Here is a 21,689-nt window from a genome sequence, read left to right on the forward strand (position 1 = left end):
TTTTTTTTAGAGCGCAAAAGCTTAAGAGTAACCATTTTACAATTAATAACTGGCATATTAGTATGCGGTAAGAAAAAGATTACGCAATCGTTTGATTTAGGTTGAATAACGATTTATGTTTAAGGTATATTTGAGAAGCAAATGCTTAAGCTTACAAATTCATGACAAAATAGATTAATCTTTTGCTGATTTCAAAGTAAGAATTGTGAATTGAGTATAGTACTTTCGAATAAGCTAAGTCTGGAGCATGAATTCGATGATATTCAAATCAGTATTTTGTATACTTCTGTTAAGTGGTTTTTTTAGTGTAGCGCAAAATAAAAAACAATACAATGTATTGGTCATCCTCACAGATGATCAACGATTTAATAGCATCCATGCTCTGGGCAATAGCGAAATTCAAACGCCAATATAGACCGATTGGTTAAAAGTGGTACTACTTTTACGCAAGCACACATTATGGGTTCTTTGGCTGGCGCAGTATGCGCACCAAGCAGAGCTATGCTCATGACAGGACGTTCCGTATTTCAGGTTCATCAGGATGGCGGGCTTATTCCAGCGAAGGAGAAGACCTTCCGGAAGTTTTTAGAGCAAACGGGTACCACACTTTTGGAACAGGCAAATGGCATGGTGATAAGCTATCATATAATCGGTCATTCGCCAATGGAGATAACATTTTTTAAGGTGAAGATTCCAGGTTTTTAGTTCCGAATACCTCTATGAAAAAAACTTTTATGGATGGGCGCCTGGCTGCTACGCTGCAATGGCAAAATATGGATTTGGGAATGAATCAATCTAACCGGCAACGGATTACCACCATGGGGAGTAATTTTTATACGACGACCAATCACATTTATGAAACAGATGTGGTGGTGTTGAACCTAAGTTTTAACCTGAACAAATTAATGGGGAAAGCTAAGTTGCCGAATAGCGAATTTGGAGATAAGGAATTTTAAATTGCGTAATGGTAAGAACAAAGTGCTTGAATTTATCAAAGGAATCGAATAGCCAGAATTAATGGCCTCAATCGCAGGAAGGTTAAATATTTAGTACTCAGTATTTTTAAATGTTTAATTCATTTTGTATCATTTTTTGATACCGTATTTGGTATTGGTTTATCTTTTATTCGTTATTTTTATTTCTTCTACAGGCTTTGTCGCAGGCATCATCCCATTTATTCCGCTTAGCGCAGGGCACACTAACCGATGCATATTAACTAACCAGTTCCGAATTCTTGCGTATGAGCCAGCAGATAATTTAATTTTTTTTTCACCCCTATTATTAAAATTAAAAGAAATGAGTAAGATTACAGTAAAAGACGGTACCGAAATTTATTACAAAGACTGGGGAACCGGACAGCCCCTTTTCTTCCATCACGGTTGGCCATTATCTGGCGACGATTGGGATGCACAGATGATGTTTTTCCTGAATAAAGGATTTAGGGTTATTGCACACGATCGCCGTGGGCATGGACGTTCATCACAAACTGCCGAGGGGCACGATATGGATACTTATGCAGCGGATGTTGCTGAACTTACTGCAGCACTTGATTTAAAAGATGCTGTTCATATAGGTCACTCTACCGGCGGTGGCGAAGTAATCCGCTATGTAGCGAAATATGGTAAAGGTAGGGTAGCGAAGGCTGTTTTAATCAGTGCAGTGACTCCTTTAATGGTACAAACTGAAAATAATCCTGAAGGAATTCCGCTTTCAGTATTTGATGAAATTCGGGAAGGAACAGCCACCAACAGACCGCAATATTTCCAGGATTTTACACTTCCTTTTTATGGTTACAATCGCGAGGGAGCAAAAGTATCGCAAGGGGTTAGAGATAACTGGTGGCGTCAGGGCATGATGGGAGGTATTAAAGCGCATTATGATTGCATCAAAGCTTTCTCAGAGACTGATTTTACTGAAGATCTTAAAAGTGTTGAGGTGCCAGTATTGGTATTACATGGTGAGGATGATCAAATTGTTCCATTCGAACTCACCGGTGCTAAAGCTGTAAAACTGGTAAAAGATGGAAAGTTAATTTCTTATCCGGGATTTCCTCATGGAATGCCAACTACTGAAGCCGCTACAATAAATGCCGATTTGTTGGCCTTCATTCAAGGCTAGAAAGCAACACAAGTTCATTGTCCATAATATTTTGTACATGAATTTGCTAACAAAAAGACAGCCTTGAGATTTCGAGGCTGTCTTTTTCTTTTAAAAAATTAATTAAGAATCATTTTGTTCTGACCAATACCACATCATCCACATAACAAAAGGCATTAGCGTTACCCTCTGCCACGAAACCTATTTCTACCTTTCCTGCCTTTACCGGAATATCTGTTAGTTTTATGGTTTGCCAGTTGGGATTAGCCGTTTTAATACGGGACTGAAACATGGCTCCAACACTTGAGGCATACATTTCGAGAAGGTTAAAGCCATCACTGTTTTTTATTCTGGCACTCAGTGTATACAGTCCATCTTCCAGCTTTACAAAAGGGGATGAGGTAATGTTTTGGAAAACTTTTCTTTTAAAATTAACCTGATCGCTCAGCTGCAGGCTTTTCTCACCAATTACCTGTTTACGGTCATTCTCTGTATTGAAGTAATTTAGGGCTGGAGATTTAGTAGTGTCTAAACTTACTTTATTGCCTTCCAGCACATCAGTAGCCCAACCGGTTAATTGTTCCTGTACAGGCTTGGAAGTGCTTGGAATACGTCTGCGATCTGCCTCAAAGCTTCCGTTTTTTACATAGTTATTGTCTTCTGCAACGTTCCATTTGCCAGTTTGGATATTCAGGTTCCAGGAATTAAGGGAGTTAAAATAGGGTTTCTGACCTTCGAAAGAAATGGGGCACCATTGGTTATAACCCAGGCCGTTTCCTGCAAAATTGGCCCAACGATCGCCACAGTAGATTACCGTTTCTTGCTGTGCATTTTTAAGGGTGTAGAAAAAACCAGTTTGAGATACATGTGCATAATCTTCTGCGGCACCGTTCATAATCTGCATATTATTTGCAGGCAGGTATGGGCCACGAATGTTGTCAGCAACCAGATAGTAAGCATGAGAAGCATCCCAACCATAAATATTGGATGCACACATATAGTAGCGATTTTTGTATTTGAACATACAATTCCCTTCTCTGCTCTCACCTTTAAAGATTTCGGTACAATCCAGGAGGTTTACCTTCCCATCTTTAACGCCAATTTCAGAAACATAAATTTTATTTCTCCCTCTGCCATATGAATAAATGAGGTATGATTTTCCGGTATCTTCATCCGTAAAAACAGTCTGATCGCCGGTATTTGATGTACCGATCATCTCTTCCATACTGATTTCCTGATGCCAGGTAAATTGTCCTGTAGGGGTATCCGAAGTGGTAAAGAGTACTTTATTTCCATGTTGAACAATCAAGGCATATTTTTTCAATTCAGGGATAAACGCAACACCCAAACGGCCTATCCAGGTTTTACTGGGTTTATTTACTTCTTCGGGTGTTAGTACATTACTTTCAAATTTCCAGTTAACCAAATCTGTAGAACTGTAACACGTTACAGCCTCAAAATTAGCTTTGGGTTGTGTAATTGCTGGATTGCGGCGATATAGTTCCGCTTCTTTATAATGAACACCGTACCAATAGTATTTTTTTTCTCCCGATCGGGGATCTGCAAAACTAAAAATCCCACCTCCCTGACTGTAAATCGGTTGTCCGTCCTGGGTGTTCCAGAAGGCATCATTATTGATGTTAAGGTTTTGAGCGTAAGTGAGTTGGCTGAGGGAAACTCCCAGCAAAAGGAATAAGGAAAGCAGGGGATGTTGCATTTTTAATTTTATTGTTTAAACCGGAGGCTTCAAATTGTTCATTTTGGCTTTAGCCCTGATTCTTCAGCACTAAAACGCCTTTGAAGTTAGTTAATTAAGCTGCTATGTGGAAATGAACAGGCTGATTTATATTAATCCCAAAGCGTCCCATCCAAACCTAATACAGCACCAAGCCACAGGGCGATGATAAATCCAATTACACTGACCACTATTGCCAAAATCTTTCGCCAACCACCCTTATAGCTGATATGATCCATAATGTAATAGAATAATCCCCCCATTGCTCCCGCAAAAGGAACCATAAGCAGCGGTCTGATCATCCAAAATTTGCCCCACTCGGGCTTAGCATCATTTACACCATAGAGGAAGATGCCAATTAAAGTTAAACCTATAGCAGCGCCAATGAGCATGCGTTTAGACAATGACGCCGGATTAACAGATTTTGCAGGTAAATTGTTTCGTTGTGTCATAATCGAGATTGATTTTTTCTAATTAGTATTGGTATTTAAAGTTAATAAAAAGTACTTTGTATTTCAAAGCTTGTTGAAGAAAATAAGTGCAACAGAAATTTTATACGGGATATTGCTGATCGCCGTTGCGAATAACTATATTAGGGTACTATTTGATTAGATAGTGAAAAAGCCTCATTAGCACCTGACATTTACCAGCTAAGGCAGGCACAATATTCCAAACCATCCAAGCAAATAAAGTCTATGTCCATTTATTTAGAATTCCCGTCCATTCAAAACTACCCGATTTACAAACCATTGGAAGATGCTTTATCAAAGGCAATTAACTGTTTGGTTACTACAGGCGGTACCGAAGTGCAAGAGCAACAGTTAGAGGAGCAGTAAGAAAAGTAGCTCATTCAGGTTAAAGTATAATAGTTATAGCTTAAAGCAGAAAGGTTTTGAGGTGGCAATACATTTTTGCTAAATTTGATTAAACCTAAAGCAAAATCTATGAAAAATACATTGATCATACTGTTTACAGTATGCGCGCTATTAAGCTGCAAGAAAAAGAATGATGATATTACCAAAGAAACTTTAAGTGGAAAGTGGACTACATCTGGCTATACCATCACCCTTTACAATTCATCTAATACCATTGTAAGTCAGGTGGTGACAGATGCGATAAAAACCTACTGGACTTTCAGCGATACGCAGATAAGTTTAAGCACCGATAATTATGTAATGCCCAGATCGGCTGATTACACTTTAACCAATACACTCAATACGAGAAGACTCCATATTTCAACAACTGAGATTGCCATGTATACCGATTGGGAAATTACAGAGCAAACCGATAATTTAATCGTGCTATCTACTGATGTAACCGATAAAAACATGCTTAATTACGGCAATGGCCAAGTGGCAGCAAGAGGGAAAATCATTATACGGCTTACTAAAGTGAACTAATTGTAAACGTAATAAATTTTAGTTTGTATATTTTTTTGTACAAAAATTGTATTATTTGTAATTCAAAATATTTAATTTTTGCATAATTAAAAAATAGTTGTACATTTGTACCCGAGAGCGTTAATTTAGATACGGGCGTATATGCTTAGGCAGTACGTCCGTTTTTTTTGCCTGTTTATTTTTTAACACAACTGCGCGCTTAATCTACTATTTCATTGGTGTTATCCCGGTAAGCAACTCATTCATCAGTTTAATTTATCAAGGTCCTTTTTCCAATTGAGAAATCCGGAAGATTTCCCGGGTAATGATGGCTACATTGTCTTTAAGTTCTTCGGTACAGCAATTGATTACACTAATGGGCACAACTATCCCTGCAATCTTTTCACTTAGCTCAATTTGTATACAGCATGCAGATATAGGATCTTTCTTTCCTTTTAGCATTTTAAAGATACTTTTAGCTTCTTTTCGGTTACTTCCCAGCTGGAAAAATCCATAGGTATGAATTCCCACAGGTACCTGCAGGCTTAACGTTATCGAATAGCCAGTGTGCATTTTTATTTAACGTTTTTATGGTGCCTCTAGTATGGGTTTGGATGGCATAAAGTATCTAGTACCTAGTATCTAGTATCAGGTATCAAGTACAAAGTACCAAGTATTAAGAAGAGACTAGCTTAGTAAAAGAATCAGGGACTTTCGCGGGCAATTGTCATTCATTCAGCTAGTCATTCCCTCACTCATTAATTCTTTGATTTTTTTATTAATTCATTCCCTTCCATCATTCTCGAAATCCCTTCTTCGAGGCCTCTGATTTCGGCTAATCCTTTTAGCCTGCCAATGGCGGAATAGCCCGGGTAAGGATTTTTACTCAAATCATCCAACATCTGGTGACCATGGTCGGGCCGCATTGGAATACTTCTATTCTCCTTTTTCATCAGGCTAACAGCTTCCTTTACCAGGCTAAACATATCTGCATTACCTTCCAGGTGATTGGCTTCATAGAAATTGCCTTCTTGATCTCTTTGGGTACTGCGCAAATGAAGAAAGTGGATGCGTGAGCCCAGACGTTGGATCATTCCTGGTAAATCGTTATCGGGTCTGGCACCAAAAGAGCCACTACAGAAGCACAAGCCATTGGATTTTGCAGGTACCTGATCTAAAATGTGGCGGGCATCGGCTTCGGTACTCATAATCCGGGGTAAGCCCAATATCGGATAGGGGGGATCGTCAGGGTGAATGGCCAGCTGTATGCCATGCTCATCAGCCGCAGGCGTAATTTCTGTTAAGAAGGAAGTTAGGTTTTTTCTTAACACATCACTGGTAATACCTTTAAAGCCCTCCAATAGGTTTAATACCTGCTCAGGGGTGAAATGATCTTTACTTCCCGGTAATCCTTGCAAACAACTATTTGTTAATGCTTTTTTGCCTTCTTCATCTAAATTATTGAAGTGCTGTTTAGCCTTTTCCACTTCGGCAGGGGTATAATCTCGCTCAGCATTGGGTCTTTGAAGTAAAAAGAGGTCGAACGCCATAAAGGCAGCCTTTTCAAATCTCAAAGCAAGGGCGCCTGTTGGGGTTTCGTATTTTAAATTAGTACGCATCCAATCCAGCACTGGCATAAAATTATAAGTAACGACCTTAATGCCACAACTGGCAAGATTGGCCAGGCTTACCTTATAGTTATTAATGTAGGTTTGATAGTTTCCAGCTCTTTTCTTGATGTCTTCGTGTACAGGAAGACTCTCAACTACGCTCCATACCATATGATATCGGGCTATTTCATCAATCCTCTTTTGAATTTCTGCAACTGGCCAGATATCGCCAACTGGAATATGGTGGAGTGCAGTTACAACTCCGGTACAGCCCGCCTGGGCGATGTCTGAAAGGCTCACAATATCGTCTGGCCCATACCAGCGCATGGTTTGAATCATCTTCATCACATTTGGTTTTTAGTTAGATTATGCAATCGGTACAATATAAAAATACATCATTTTTAAGGTGCTAAAGTACAAAAAAGGAAATAATAAAAATATTTTATGCAATCGGTTGCAAATTAATTTTTTAATATTTACTTTTATCATAACCAAATATTCTTAAGTAAGCAATCCATCTCTAACCTTGGATGAAAACTTAAGTGCATTTAAAACAGCAGTAGTAATACTGCAGATTAAATAGAACCTTTTATGAGAAAACCTAGACAAAAAAAATTTTTGAAAAGTGTGGTGCTGCTAATGTTTTTATTAGGCCTGACACCCACCTTGCTTTTTGCCCAAAAAATTTTGAAAGGAAAAGTATTGGATGAGAAAAACCTGCCATTGCCTGGAGCAGGTATTAAACTCAAGTTATCAGGCAAATCTACCGTAACAGGAGATGATGGTAGTTTTACGATCAGTGCAGCTGAAAATGAAAAAACGCTTATAGTTTCCTTTATCGGCTATCCAACCCGTGAAATTGAAATTAAAGCTGGTACTAACACTTATTCCATTGCTTTATCTCCCGATTCGAAAAACCTGAATGATGTGGTGGTAATTGGTTATGGAACAGCCAAGCGTAGAGATGTAACAGGGTCAGTTGTATCTATGAGTGGTGCTAACATTAAGGAGGTGCCTGTGGCCAATGTTCAGCAAGCCTTACAGGGAAGACTCGCTGGGGTTGAAGTGCAGAACCTGGGTACCACTCCCGGTGCAAATGCCCAGATCAGGATTCGTGGAGAGCGTTCCATCAATGCCTCCAATAACCCATTGATTGTTGTAGATAACATTCCTTACAATGGGGGATTAAATGATATCAATCCTGATGATATTGCCAATATAGATGTATTGAAGGATGCTTCTGCAACCGCTATTTTCGGATCTCGTGGTGCCAATGGGGTTATTTTAGTAACAACCAAACGCGGCGTTTCCGGAGATACCCGTATAGCCTTTAATACTTATTATGGAATTAGTGAGCTTACCCGTAAATATAATGTATACAATGCCGACCAATACCGGGCATTGAGAGACTATTCTGTTTATAATCAGGATTATTTAGCAGATGAAAAGCAAGGGATTGCTACAGGCAGAAATACAGATTGGCAAGACTTGCTGTATAAAGACGGCTTCATGACTGATAATAATGTAACGGTATCGGGAGGTAGCGATCAGAGTCAATTTTCTTTCGGAGGAGGTTTTTTTAAGCAAACTACCATTTTACCAGGTCAGGATTTTAGCCGTGGAACATTTAAAGCAACAGGCGATTTTAAAATTGGTAAAAGAGTAAAAGTTGGTTTCAATAATCTTTCTAACTACAGCATTACCAACGGTGCACAGTTTGGCTTAAATATCTTTCCGTTGTTGTCATTAAGTCCGCTTTCATCACCTTACAACCCAGATGGAAGTGTAAACAAAAAGCCAGCGGGAAACTTAGATGACCTGAATACCACCTACAACCCGTTAATGTTATTGAATAACGATAACCAATGGGTAGATAGAATCCGCCGTTTCAGGACCTTTAACAGTTTGTATGGTGAGGTTCAGTTAATGGATGGTTTAAAATACCGTTTAAACGCAGGTTTGGATTTTAGTCAGCAGGAAGGCAATCAGTTTAGAGGAGCCGACAGTTATTTCAGATCTGGATTAGGCAATACCGCTGCAGTTACCAATGCAACTACAACCAAATACTCTTTGGATAATTTAGTTACTTACGATAAAACTTTTGCTGAGAAACACCGTGTATCCATTACTGCATTATTTGGAATAGAGCAAGAACAATATCACAACAGCTCGGTGAGTAAGGATTCCATAACTTCAGACTTTGTGCAGTTCTACAACTTAGGTTTATCATCTGTTGGCCCTGCTGCTGTATTGGGAGGGAGCGAATCTTCTTCAACATTAATCGCAGCCATGCTGAGGGCAAATTATGTGTATGATGATAAATATATGATTACACTTACCGGTAGAAGTGATGGTTCATCCCGCCTGGGAGCTGGCAATAAATGGAAACAATATCCTGCTGTTTCTGCGGGTTGGAGCATTAGCAATGAGGAGTTTATGAAAGGAATTAAAGCAGTTACCAACCTGAAATTAAGAGCAGGTTTTGGTGTAACTGCCAACCAATCTATCGACCCTTACAGCACTTTAGGAGGGGTAACTTCTAATGGAACCCGTTACAATTATGGATCTTCTTCACAAATAGGATATTATGTTTCGAGAATTGTTGATCCTAACCTGGACTGGGAATATACCAAAACAACTAACATTGGTTTAGACTTTGGTATTTTGAACAACAGAATTACCGGTAGCATTGATTGGTATACGGCAAAAACCGATAAACTTTTATACGGTGTTGCCCTTCCGCCAACTGCTGGCTTAAATGAGCCCTATTTAACCAATGTGGGTAATGTAAGTAATAAAGGTTTGGAGTTCACCCTATCGAGTACCAATATCCAAACCAAGAGTGGCTTTTCCTGGAGTACAGATTTGAACCTCTCTCTAAATAGAAATAAACTGGTTGCCTTAAATAACAATACCACTCAGGTTATTGCAAGTCAATTATTTGTAGGCGAGCCGCTAACAGCCATCTTCGACTATAAAAAATTAGGAATCTGGCAAACAGATGAAGCTGCGGAGGCTGCAAAGTATGGTTTTGTTCCCGGACAGATTAAACTGGAAGATCATAACGGTGATGGCAAACTGACCGTTGATGATAAATATGTAATTGGTAACGGACAAGCAGATGTTCAGGGTGGTATGACCAACCGCTTCAGTTATAAAGGATTTGATTTCTCTTTTGTATTGTACGCCCGTTTCGGAGGTACGCTGATTAGCCAGGTACACCAACCTTTGGCCGGGTACTTAACCATTAACGATGGAAGAAGAAATCAGTTGGCTGTTGATTACTGGACACCAACAAACCCTACGAACTTTTTTCCATCTCCAAACGTTGCCGGAGGCTTGATCAGTTCGCCATTAACCAGTGATGCCGGAACAACTTTAGGTTATTTCGATGCCAGTTTCATTAAAGTAAGGAGCATTAACTTTGGTTACTCTTTTAGCAGCAACCTGGCCAAGAAAATTGGTGCACAGAAATTTAAGATTTATGTAGCTGCACAAAACCCATTCATTCTTTACTCTCCTTATGTTAAAGCAGGTGGAATCGATCCGGAACCTACCGGAATAGGAAATCAGGGCGTTCAAAATCCTGGAAATATTTCTACCACGAGAGGATTAACCATTGCAGGTGCCACTCCAACAACGAGAACCTTCCTGGCTGGATTAAACGTTACTTTCTAATGGCCATCATTTTAAAAGTTAAGCACATGAAAACAAGATATTTTATCAAATCAATTTTACTTTCAACAGTCATTATGTTTTGCGGCTGTAAGAAAGTTTTAGAGGAAAAGCCTTACACCGCTTTTACTACCGATTACTTTAAAACCCCAGAGGGGATTCAATCTGCGATCAATTCGGTTTACTCTGGAATGCGCTATGATTATGGGCCCATTGGAGCTGTTTTATTAGCCAATATGGGAACTGACGAATGGACATTTGGTGATCAGGGAAATTCGGGGCAAACCCTGGAGCTGGGAACTTATCAGATTCCGGCAACAAATGGTTCTATTTTAACCCCCTGGAATAGAAATTATTCTAATATTAACCTTTGTAATGCCATTTTGAAATTCGCACCACAGGTGAGCATGAGCGATGCTGCACGAAATGTAATCATGGCTGAAGCACGTTATTTACGTGCACATTATTATCTTTTACTGGTGCAAAACTTTGGGGCTGTACCTGTAGATTTAGGATCTGGAGATTTAACATTCACTGATGTTCCTTATCTGGGATTCAATCGCTTGCCATTCAACGATATTCTGAAAAAAGATTATCAGGCCATGATTGAAGATTTAACTTATGCCAGTCAGAATCTTCCGGTTACGCGTCCGGTTGCTGCCTTTAAACTATCACAATCTGCTGCACTCCATCTGTTATCTAAAGTTTATTTGTTCCGTGCTTATTCAGACGTAAAAGAAAGCGGTGATTTTAATAAAGCCTATACTACGGCGATGGAACTGATCAACAATAAAGCTAAATATGGAACCGATTTATTGCCAGAATATAGCCAGATCCATAAGCAGGGGAACGACTACAATAAAGAAATTTTATATTCTGTGGAGCGTTTACCTTTGAATAATGCGAATAATGAAGTGCCAAGTCCGGGTACAGAATTTGCCAATAAAGCCAATCTTTCTAACAACCTGTTCAATGCCAACTATCAAAATGCAGTTACGGTTGGTGGCGTTTCGCTGATTGATGATCGCCCTTTACAATATGGCCGCCCATTAAGACAGCTGGCTCCAACACCTTATGTTTTCAATACTGTTTTTGCTGATAAAGTAAACGATAGCCGCTTTGATGGAACCTTTAGGGTAATGTGGCGTGTAGCAACTTTGCGTACAGGAGCAGATTTGGATGCTTTCAAAACCAAGCTGGCAGGTGTAGGATTTGCAATCGGTGATACTGCAATTTATCTGGCACCAACCGATGCCAGAGCAAGCCAGTTAAAGGCAGCAGGTAAAAAATATAAAGTATTAGGTCCTTCCGAATACTGGAGTAACCAAAATAAAACCAATCAACTCTATCCAAACCTTAAAAAGTATGATGATAGTGTTCGCAATAACTTTCAAGATGTTTCTGGTCGTCCCTTTATCGTAGCCAAATTATCAGAAGTTTATTTGTTAGCAGCGGAAGCAGCACTGCAGGACGGTCATCCTGCAGATGCCGTACCGTTGATTAATGCCTTAAGAGAACGGGCAGCTTTCCGTACCGGACTAAGTGCATCTGAATTGGCTACCCGAAAAGCAGCAATGCTGATTACACAAAGTCAGATTACTTTAGATTTTATCCTCAATGAGCGTACCCGGGAGCTGTGTGGGGAAAGCTTGCGCTGGCCAGATTTAGCAATGCGTAAAAAACTGGTTGAAAGGGTAAAACTTTACAATCCTGATGGCGCACCTAATGTGAAAGATTTCCATAATCTGCGTCCTATTCCTCAAGATCAGATTAATAGTGTAGTTGATCCGCTAGGTGATCCAAATAGAAATAAATACCAAAACCCAGGTTATTACTAGTCAATTAAACAGAAAGTTAAAATGAAAAAGAAATTATTGATACCTGGCTTACTGTTATTGACAGCAGTTGGGATGTACGCTTGCAAAAAAGATATTTACAACGGTGCTGACAGCACTGTAAATGAGCAGTTCACTGATAGTACCGGGACATTAAAATCCTTTGTATCTTTCCCAATGGGATTGGCTGTAGAATATCCTTTATCATCGTCTAATGCAAAGTATTGGTCGATTGTAAAAAGAGAAGCCGCATGGATTACCTATGGCAATGAACTGAAAAATGCCTCAGTTGTTAAGGCAGATGGTAGTTATGATTTTACTACTGCTGATAATTTTTACAACCTGGCCACAGCTGCGGGACTAAAAGTTTTCGGACATACCTTAGTTTGGCATTCACAACAAAGAGCAAGTTATTACAATAGCCTCATTGGTGGTAGCGGGGGAGGTGGCGGCGCCACCAACCTGATCGTTAATCCGGGTTTTGAAACCACTACTGTGGGCACAACTGCTGAACCTGCAGATGGCTGGCAGGTATTGAACGGAGCAGGGCAGTTTGTAAGCACCGCAAGTAACATTAACGGTGGAGCCAAAGCTTTACAGGTAAATGTTCCAGCTGGTGGACAAAATTATAATACCCAGATCATCACCAAGGCACAGATTCCGGTAACAGCAGGAAAAACCTATACCATTTCCTATTATATTAAAGGAGCAACCGGGCAGAACATTCAGTTTGAGATCAGGCCATATACTGGCAGCACAGCCGGTTCGGTTAACTATCAGGGAGGGAAACCGGTAAACGCAAATTATACGAAGATTTCTTATGACTATGTTGTGCCAGCAGGTGTTACAGCTATTCAACTGGCCTTTGATTTGGGTGGTACTTTAAATACCTTGTATTTAGATGATGTAAGCATTACTGATGCTTCGATTGTAGCTCCACCAACCGGAGGCGCATTAACTACAATAGTTGATAATGCTATGAAAAACCACATTCAAACCGTAGTTAATCGTTACAAAGGAAAAATAACGGCCTGGGATGTGATTAATGAACCTTTTACGGATGGTGGTGCAGAACTTAGAAATAACACCAATACCCCGGCAGGTACACGAACAGATATCTTTGTTTGGCAAAATTATTTGGGTAGAGATTATGCAGCTAAAGCATTTACCTATGCTAAAGCAGCCGATCCCGGTGCCGATTTATACATGAATGATTTCAACCTGGAATCGAGCGTAACTAAACTGGATGCTTTTGTGGCATTAGCCAAAGAGTTAAAAGCTGCCAATACAGGGATTACCGGTGTAGGTACACAAATGCATTGCAGCATCAATACTTCTTATGCAGCCATTAATGATATGTTCCAGAAGTTAGCCGCTACAGGCTTAAAAGTACGGATATCAGAACTGGATGTCAGATTGAATCCGAGTGAAAAAGTAGGGAGTGTGGCTACATCTGCAACCCTGCTTACATTGCAGGCAGCCATGTACAACTATATTGCTAAGGCTTATTTAAAGTATGTTCCTGAGGCGCAAAGAGGGGGGATAACCGTTTGGGGAGTTGGCGATTCTGATAGCTGGATTACCACCAGTTTGGGTAAGAATGATGCACCACTTTTATTTAATGGTAGCTATACTAAAAAGCAGGCTTTTGCAGGTTTTGCACAAGGATTAAAAGGGCAATAATATTGTTTAATTAAACGCAAAGGGCCGTTCCAAAATGCTGGAACGGCCCTTTTTATTAAAAAGTGTTTTAGTTATTTGATTTTAGCTTCAAATGGTGCTGCGGGTAGTCCTGCTTTGTTAAACAGATTTGCACCTGCCGGATTATCTGCCCATGCATAACGGATGTATTGGGGCTGAGAAATCTCATCGTTCCAAACCACTACCTGATTTCCTTTAATGGCGGCTTTAGCCCAGCGATATTTCTGATCACTACCTGCTATAGCGAAATGGCGAAGCTCCTTACCATCTTTCATGGTTAAGCCTGAACCACCATTATCAAAACTGACGATAAGTTTGTTCCCGTTGGCAGCTAAAGCCTTAAAAGCCGGACCTGAAGAAACAAGCTTTTGATTGCCATAAACCAGATGCTCGGCCTGTAATGCCAGGCGATGGCCCACATCCTGTTTATTTAAAGGATGGATATCATTCCATTCGCCTAAATCGATGGTTACAGCCATGGCCACATGAGGTAAGGAAGATAATTTTTGTTGTTGTGCTCTCAACGCAGCCCAGTTGCTTTCTGCCGGTTTATCTTTCGCTTCCATAAAGTTGGGGAGCTGAACAGAAAGAAAAGGGAAATCCCCCTGGTTCCAGCCTTTTCTCCAATCGGTAATCAAAGTATTCATCAGGTTAAAGTATTCGCCTGGATTACCTGTATTGGCCTCGCCCTGATACCATAGCGCACCTTTAATGCGGTAATTTTGTAATGGAGCAATCATCGCATTGTAAAGCCCCGTAGATTTCCATCTCACAAAGGTTTGTCCTGGAGTGGCTGACATTTTAGCCCCTAATTTATATTTCCAGACTCCTTTTAAATCAATGGTGTCTGTACCCGAAATTAGCTGATAGGGTTTGTCTAAAACGAAGCCTCCTTTGCCTCCATTATTAATTACTTTCACTACAATGGTGTTTTTACCCTCCTTCAATAAGTTCCCATTAAAAAGGTATCTTCTTGGCGGGTATTGGTAACTGGTTGTTCCGGCAAACTCACCGTTGATGAATACAGAATCGGCATCTATAATGCGGCCAAGAAGTAGTTTAGCAGGCTTTTTAAGCATACTTTTCGGAATGTTAATCTCTCTCCTAAACCACACCACACCATTAAGCATACCTAATTTACCATCTGCCCAATAGCCCGGTATATTCATCTCATCCCAACCCTGGTCATTTAACGTTGCTTGTTTCCAGTTATGCTTAATCCCCTCGTCTAATAGGTTTAATTCGTGATACCAGGCATTGGACCTGGCTTTGTCTGCAGATTCAATATCGGCTATTAATTTATTGTCTTTAAATTTTTCAGCTTCAGCGGCATATTCGGGGAATTTTTGAATGGCCTGTCCGCTAATCCACGATTGGGCCGGAGATCCGCCCAATGCAGCATTGATCAATCCAATGGGGATTTGATATTTTTTATTGATTTCAAGCGCGAAGAAATAAGCTACGCCAGAAAAGGCGAGTACGTTTTTAGGATTTGCAGCCAGCCATGTTCCAGCAGAAAGATCTTTACGGGGAGCTTTAAAATCGTACTCATCCGGTACTAAAAATTGCCGGATACTGGAGTTTTCCGATTGAGCAATTACGGCAGGGTATTTATCTGCCAATCTATCTAAAGCGAGCTCCATATTAGATTGTCCGCTGCATAGCCAAACATCACCAAACAGGATGTCTTTCAATACAATTCGATTACTAGCTGTCCATTCCATCTGATATGGTCCACCCGCTTTTTGTGGTGGCAGTTTGAGGAGCCAATTCCCTTCAGCGTTGGCAATGGTGTGGTATTCTTTATTATTAAAACGAAGTTTAATTTTTTCTTTGGGGCTTGCCCAACCCCAGAGGTTGGTAGTGTCGTTGCGTTGAAGTACCATTCCATCACTAATTAACCTCGGAAATTTAATCTGTGCATTTGCCCCCTGAGCCGATAACCATAACGCAAATAATATCGTGGTTCTCTTTTTCATATCTGCTTATTGGTAGGTGTAAAGTTTCACTTTTTGAATGCTATAATCACCCTCTGGTATCCTGAGGTGCCTTCCCTGGTGATTCTGATCCCCATTCATTCTTAATCCCGGAATCCATTTTCCGTTTTTAAAAACTCCCTCATCTATCTGGGCAATTCCTGCCCTCGAGGTTTCTTTTAGTGGATTAAAAGTAACTACCACCCCAGAACCGGCAATGATAAATTCGTCTGCGGCAAGCTGAATCACAATAGCGCCAGTCATAGGCCAGTGCTCCTCCTTCGCTTTTGGCGACCAGCCCAGACTCAGGTCATGATTAAAAGTTAAACGGTAATCCCCCAGTTTGATTTCTTGCTTGGGTGTGCTTTTTTGGTCAAATAAAACGCCTTCAATGGTGTTTTTCCCCTGATGTTGTAGAATTAATGGTTTAAGTTGATCCATTAAATGGTAGGCATTGGTAATTTCTGCATTATTTTCCTTGCTACCGTTTTCAATGGAAAATGGAGAAAAGCCCACAGAACTGTAGTGACCAATTGCATATAAGGCTTTTGCCCCTACGCCTTGTTCATATCTGATTTCGGGAATAAAAAGCTGATTATCACCTCTTACATACAGGTCATTCCAATATTTAAAATCGAGGTTATAGAAATCTGGCGAGAGCATATCAATTTTTGGTGCTCCTGCTTTCCAGACATCCATAATATGTGGCAATGGGCCGGCACTTGGATATTCTCCGGGTTTTGCTTCTTTCTTATAATTGAGGGCAGCATTGAGGTACATGGGTAAATTGTATTCCTTTTTGCCAGCATCTGTTAACTTATTAATGAAGTCAGCATAATACCAGGCCATAAATATTTCATCGGTTGCGAGGCTTTTACCAAATACGGCTTCCCAATTCCCTGTAGTTTTCGAGCCGTTTTTCGTCCAAATGGCTTTCAGTTCAGGTAAAAGATTATTTTGATTCGTTTTGAGGTAGTTGAGGAAATTTGGAGGGATATTTTTGGCGAATGCTTCATTGGCAGCTGTGCTGTGATCCCTGGCATCAGGCAGCATGCCAATTTCATTTTCAACCTGGATCATCACAACAGTTTGTTCTTTGCGGTCTATTTCTCGAATATGTTGCATCAAGGCTTTAAAGGCTTTGATATCGGCTTGGAGACTGTTTTCCGAAAAAGGACTCAGTATTTCCTGTGCTGTACCGTTTTTACTTCTGGCCCGAGGGAACTTCGCCTGATCTTTTTTTACCCAATAAGGGGCATAGCACGACATGCTGTTTTTCCATACACCAAACCAAAGCAAAACCAGCTTAATCTCGTGTTTTCGGGCGTTGTAAATTAAACTATCTACCAGTTCAAAATCAAACCTACCTTCTTCGGGTTCCAGCAATTCCCAGTATACCGGGGCCAGCAAGGTATTCAAATTCATGGATTTGATTTTAGGCCATACTGGTTGCATGTAAGCACTACTGGAAGCACTGGAATTGCCCAGTTCACCCCCCAGCATTAAAAAGGGTTTTTCATCCACGTATAATTGTTTCGCAGATCCCTGATTTTTGAGGGAGGGTTGAGAAACGGCCGACATTGCAGTTAATACTAGGCTGGAACAGGCTAACAGGGCTAATTTATTCATCTTGGGTTAAGTTTTATCGTTTCGCTGGTTAACTATAAGCTGGCATATTAAGCCCTATTTTTTCATAGGCGCTATCAGTGCAATTGTACCGTCAGGATTGTGTGTTAATTCCGTAACCTTTATATTTCTCAAATGGGTTTTGTTTGAAATTTGGGTATCGTGATAAAAGATATACCACTTCCCTTTAACCTCAATAATGGAGTGATGGGTAGTCCATCCCTGAACAGGATTCATAAAGGTTCCCTGATAAGTAAAAGGCCCGTAAGGATTATCGCCTATTGCCGATGCTAAAAAGTGTGTATCTCCAGTTGAATAGGTGAAATAATATTTGCCGTTGTATTTATGCATCCAGCTACCTTCAAAAAACCTGCGGTCGTGGTCATTGGTTAAAAGCTGTTTGCCGTTTTTATCCAAAATAATCACATCTTTAACAGGGCCATCAAAACTGAGCATATCTTTACTCATTTTGGCTACTTTTGCAGAAAGTGCAGGTTCGTTTTCCTTACCAGAATCTGTTTTAGATCCATTTGCATCATATTTTCCATTATTCCAGCGTTGTAGCTGACCGCCCCATATACCGCCATAGTACATGTATGAATTGCCATCATTATCTGTAAATACGGCTGGGTCGATACTGAAACTGCCTTCAATGGGTTTAGATTCAGCTTTGAAAGGGCCAGCAGGTGTTTTAGCGGTTGCTACACCAATTCTGAATACATCATTTTTATCTTTAACAGGGAAGTAAAGGTAGTATGTACCGTTTTTAAAAGCTGCATCAGGTGCCCAAAGTTGCCGACCAGCCCAGGGAATATCTTTAACACTCAGTGCTACACCATGGTCGGTTACTTTTCCGTTGATGCTATCCATACTCAGGATATGGTAATCGCGCATATCAAAGTGGTCGCCATTGTCATTTTCTTTTACACCCGCTTCGATATCATGGGAGGGATAGATGTAAATTTTTCCCTCAAATACATGTGCGGAAGGGTCGGCAGTGTAAATTTCGCTGATAAGTGGCTGCGAAAGATATTTTGAACGCATGCTGGTATCAGCAGTTTCTGTTTGGGTTGTTGTGTTATGCTGTTGGCAGGAACTGGTTGCAGCAGCCGCCAGGAGGAGCATTATTCCAGGTAATTTTCTTAAATGATTCATGGTCTTATTCAGTTTATAAATGGTTAATATCTTATGGTTTTAATGATAAAGGGCTTTGTACCGGGCCTAAAAAGCTGGGCTTTAAACCACCCATATCAAGTACCAGTTTTTGAAGTACCACACCAGGGCTAATCATCCAGTATTTTATGGTGTGTTTTCCTGGGTCTTTAAATTTTAAGGCAGTTTTGAATATTTTAATGCTGTTGGCGACAGATTTTCGCCAGGCCATTTCGGTTTTATAATCGCTGCTGATGTTGACTTCGACAGGCTGTTCATCATCCACAGAAACCGCGAACCTCAAACCTTCACTATTTGTGAAATCTATTGTCGGAGAGATGTAGGTATTAAGTTCAAAAGTTCCGGCTTCTTTAAGGTAAATGTTATATGCTAAATGGGGGGTGTGGCTACCTAATTGCTGAACTGGTGAAGTAACAGGAACAGGAATTACGCCACCAAGGGTTTTGCCATAGTTTGGGATGGTTTTCCAAAATATCGGGCGGTTTCCTATGGCTTTTGAATAATTTGGTGCCTCAATCGAAATGGTACCATTTTGTGGCAGGTAAACATTTGCTGCAATATCATTAAATCTCCTGTTGTCTAAATTTAACCGGATTTTAATGCTGCTGCCATCACTTCCAGCTACGGTAACCCAGGTTTCGGATTTACCTTTGGGTGCTTTCGCCCAGTCAATGCTGAGTCGAATTCTTTTCTCATCACTTACTTCTCCCTTTGGTTGATCTGCTATAACAAACGCAGGTGCTTTAACCTGGTATTTGAATGACCCTTTCCTGCCGTTAAAAAGTTCGAAATAATGGCTTTGGTTACTGTAATAATCAAATGTGGGTAAAGCATGGTTTGTTTTGGTTTTACCCGTCCAGGAAGAGTCGCTACCTTCTATGGCTAATCCCATTTGAGCTTTATTCAGGTCGCCGGTAAATGTCAGTATTTGAGTCTTGGGCATCGCATTTTTTTCAGGCTGTTGCCAGTAGGTGTACCCAATATGCGTTTGGTCCATCATGTGGTCCCATTTACCATTGGCCATAGTTTTATTGTAGTAATGGGTAATTTCTTCATCCCTTTGATAAAGGGTTTTGGCCTTATCTGCCCATGCGTTAGCCGCAAACCGACCTTGTTTGGCATATAATTTATTTTTGGCAACGGCCAGATAGAGTGCATATAAATTGGCACTTGCCTCTACAGGATGAAGTACCAACTGATAGAAAGCATCTTTTTGAGCCGTTGGAATCTGATTGTAAATGCTTTTGGCTAATAATTCCAGTTTTTGATAATCTGCTGCTACCTGTTCAAATTCGTTGTAATCCGTTAAGCTATAAGTACTGTCATTAAGCAGTTCGGGTTTTATCCGGCCGTTATATTTGGAATATGTATCTAAAATATCGGCAGTTTCGATGGCATAGTGGTCTCCAAATTGTTTAGTTGCCCAGTTAATAATGTATTGCCGTAACTTTTCTGCCGGAATGGCATCAGGTGCCCAGGCGTAATCTAAGAAGAATTCGATTGGAAATTCCATGGGTTTTAAGTCTCCTACATTCACTATCCAGATTTGATTGGCATTGTACGCATAAGCAAGATTCATTTGCTCCCAGATTTTTTGAATGGGGTTCGTGTTTACCCATTTATAGTTACGTGGATCTCCAACATAGTCGAAATGATAATATATGCCATAACCACCTGCTCTTGGCGCTTCATCAAGCTTGGGAAGCTTCCTGATATTTCCCCAGTTATCGTCGCAAAGAAGGAGTGTAATGTCATCGGGAACGCGCATGCCTTTATCGTAATAAGCTTGTACCTCTTTGTACAATGCCCATAGTTGTGGCGTTTGTGCTGCAGGTTTTTGAGTTACTTTTTCAATAATCTCCCGCTGATCCTTAACGATTTTTTCTAATAGGGCCGTTGCTGTTCCTTCGGTCATGGGTTCATCACCATCTCCGCGCATGCCTACGGTAATGATTTGTTCTTTATCGGCCACACGTTTTAGCCCTGATTCCCAGAATGCGCGCAGTTGCTGAGGATTTTGGTCGTAATTCCATTTGCCTCCCTTGTACCTTTTCCATTCATCGTGCGCCCTGCTTAAAGGCTCGTGGTGTGAGGTACCAATTACCACTCCATACTCATCTGCCAATACCGGGTTTAGCTTATCATCATCGTTAAAGGCATTTCCCCACATGGCAGGCCATAAATAATTGCCTTTCAAACGTAAAATCAGTTCAAAAACCTTTTCGTAAAACTGATGGTTGAACCCACCAAATTCTTTCTTTGACCAGCCTGATAAGGCAGGTGCCTCATCGTTTAAGAAGATGCCACGATATTTTACTGCAGGGGAAGCCAGAACTTGTTTGCCTGCATTTACAAATAGTGCAGCGCTCTTTTTTACCGGTACATCTGCCCAATAATACCAGGGTGAAACACCAATTTGATAAGACAATTCATAAATGCCGTAAATGGTTCCGCGTTTGTCACTACCAGCGATTACGAGTGCAGAATCAACACCCTCAACCGGATTTGCAACCACTTCAATTAATGTACTTTCCCATTTTCCTGCAATGCCAGCCACTTGTATTTTATGAGTGCTGATGAGCTGGTCAATGATTTTACTTTTGCCAATTGTTCCGATGATTATCGGCATTCCCTCAGGTTTGCCATTTAAAAATAAGGGTTCAACACCCGTTACTTTTTGGAGATCAAGCTGCAGGTTTTTTGCTGCCCGGGTTACGCCCGGCCAGTCGTTATCACTAACAAGTAAAGGGGATACTTTGCCCTTGTTGAAAACGGCGAAGCTTCCCTGACTATAGTTTTTGGATATAAATGGATCAGCTCCTGCAGCATAACAAAAGGTTTTTAATCCGATGAATAGTAGGATAATGAGTACTGGCTTCATA

General features: G+C 40.5%; 16 protein-coding genes. 8 read left to right on the forward strand and 8 right to left on the reverse strand.

Features of this window, described 5'->3' with window-relative positions:
• Positions 1–420: 420 nt before the first annotated feature.
• The 3 genes from ACQY77_RS15290 (at position 421) to ACQY77_RS15300 (ending at position 2,118) form a co-directional block, all read left to right on the forward strand.
• A complete protein-coding gene (locus ACQY77_RS15290; RefSeq protein WP_421941294.1) occupies positions 421–705 on the forward strand; it encodes a hypothetical protein in 285 nt (94 codons plus the stop codon).
• A gap of 14 nt (positions 706–719) precedes the next feature.
• Positions 720–956 (forward strand): hypothetical protein, encoded by a 237-nt coding sequence (locus ACQY77_RS15295; protein ID WP_421941293.1) that lies wholly within the window; start codon positions 720–722, stop codon positions 954–956.
• A 340-nt stretch (positions 957–1,296) separates the two neighbouring features.
• Entirely contained in the window at positions 1,297–2,118 is an 822-nt protein-coding gene (locus ACQY77_RS15300; RefSeq protein WP_421941292.1) for an alpha/beta fold hydrolase, read from the forward strand.
• Positions 2,119–2,227: 109 nt separating this feature from the next.
• On the opposite strand, the gene ACQY77_RS15305 is transcribed toward ACQY77_RS15300, so the two are convergent.
• Positions 2,228–3,814, reverse strand: coding sequence for a family 43 glycosylhydrolase (locus tag ACQY77_RS15305; protein ID WP_421941291.1), 1,587 nt, complete (start codon positions 3,812–3,814; stop codon positions 2,228–2,230).
• 131 nt (positions 3,815–3,945) lie between these two features.
• Positions 3,946–4,284: a hypothetical protein gene (locus ACQY77_RS15310; RefSeq protein ID WP_421941290.1), complete on the reverse strand. Its 339-nt coding sequence runs from the start codon at positions 4,282–4,284 to the stop codon at positions 3,946–3,948.
• Between the two features lie 243 nt (positions 4,285–4,527).
• On the opposite strand from ACQY77_RS15310, the gene ACQY77_RS15315 reads away from it, so the two are divergent.
• Both ACQY77_RS15315 and ACQY77_RS15320 read left to right on the forward strand, forming a co-directional pair.
• Positions 4,528–4,668: a hypothetical protein gene (locus ACQY77_RS15315; RefSeq protein WP_421941289.1), complete on the forward strand. Its 141-nt coding sequence runs from the start codon at positions 4,528–4,530 to the stop codon at positions 4,666–4,668.
• A 108-nt stretch (positions 4,669–4,776) separates the two neighbouring features.
• Positions 4,777–5,232, forward strand: coding sequence for a hypothetical protein (locus ACQY77_RS15320; protein ID WP_421941288.1), 456 nt, complete (start codon positions 4,777–4,779; stop codon positions 5,230–5,232).
• A gap of 258 nt (positions 5,233–5,490) precedes the next feature.
• Here the strand turns inward: ACQY77_RS15320 and ACQY77_RS15325 are convergent, their stop codons facing one another.
• Both ACQY77_RS15325 and uxuA read right to left on the reverse strand, forming a co-directional pair.
• The gene (locus ACQY77_RS15325; protein ID WP_421941287.1) at positions 5,491–5,784 is read right to left on the reverse strand and encodes a hypothetical protein; all 294 of its coding nucleotides are present in this window, start codon (positions 5,782–5,784) and stop codon (positions 5,491–5,493) included.
• 185 nt (positions 5,785–5,969) lie between these two features.
• Positions 5,970–7,166: a mannonate dehydratase gene (gene uxuA / locus ACQY77_RS15330; protein ID WP_421941286.1), complete on the reverse strand. Its 1,197-nt coding sequence runs from the start codon at positions 7,164–7,166 to the stop codon at positions 5,970–5,972.
• 246 nt (positions 7,167–7,412) lie between these two features.
• Here uxuA and ACQY77_RS15335 point away from each other — a divergent pair, with 246 nt between their 5' ends.
• From ACQY77_RS15335 to ACQY77_RS15345, 3 genes are read left to right on the forward strand one after another with little or no spacing between them, the layout of a single operon-like run.
• Entirely contained in the window at positions 7,413–10,499 is a 3,087-nt protein-coding gene (locus ACQY77_RS15335; protein ID WP_421941285.1) for a SusC/RagA family TonB-linked outer membrane protein, read from the forward strand.
• A 26-nt stretch (positions 10,500–10,525) separates the two neighbouring features.
• Complete coding sequence (locus ACQY77_RS15340) at positions 10,526–12,334, forward strand: RagB/SusD family nutrient uptake outer membrane protein (RefSeq protein WP_421941284.1); 1,809 nt, start codon at positions 10,526–10,528, stop codon at positions 12,332–12,334.
• A gap of 21 nt (positions 12,335–12,355) precedes the next feature.
• On the forward strand, positions 12,356–14,014 hold the full coding sequence (locus ACQY77_RS15345) for an endo-1,4-beta-xylanase (protein WP_421941283.1): 1,659 nt from the start codon (positions 12,356–12,358) through the stop codon (positions 14,012–14,014).
• A gap of 71 nt (positions 14,015–14,085) precedes the next feature.
• Here the strand turns inward: ACQY77_RS15345 and ACQY77_RS15350 are convergent, their stop codons facing one another.
• Genes ACQY77_RS15350 through ACQY77_RS15365 form a run of 4 tightly spaced genes read right to left on the reverse strand, consistent with a single transcriptional unit; the run spans position 14,086 to position 21,688 of the window.
• Positions 14,086–16,011 carry a sialate O-acetylesterase gene (locus ACQY77_RS15350; RefSeq protein WP_421941282.1) on the reverse strand — a complete coding sequence of 642 codons (1,926 nt, stop codon included), beginning with the start codon at positions 16,009–16,011 and terminating at the stop codon, positions 14,086–14,088.
• Between the two features lie 6 nt (positions 16,012–16,017).
• The gene (locus ACQY77_RS15355) at positions 16,018–17,637 is read right to left on the reverse strand and encodes a DUF5597 domain-containing protein (RefSeq protein ID WP_421941281.1); all 1,620 of its coding nucleotides are present in this window, start codon (positions 17,635–17,637) and stop codon (positions 16,018–16,020) included.
• 54 nt (positions 17,638–17,691) lie between these two features.
• On the reverse strand, positions 17,692–18,789 hold the full coding sequence (locus tag ACQY77_RS15360) for a glycoside hydrolase family 43 protein (RefSeq protein WP_421941280.1): 1,098 nt from the start codon (positions 18,787–18,789) through the stop codon (positions 17,692–17,694).
• 31 nt (positions 18,790–18,820) lie between these two features.
• Positions 18,821–21,688 (reverse strand): glycosyl hydrolase 115 family protein, encoded by a 2,868-nt coding sequence (locus ACQY77_RS15365; RefSeq protein ID WP_421941279.1) that lies wholly within the window; start codon positions 21,686–21,688, stop codon positions 18,821–18,823.
• Position 21,689 lies beyond the last annotated feature (1 nt).

Origin of the sequence: Pedobacter sp., assembly GCF_965279535.1 — a bacterium.
Taxonomy (GTDB): Bacteria; Bacteroidota; Bacteroidia; order Sphingobacteriales; family Sphingobacteriaceae; genus Pedobacter.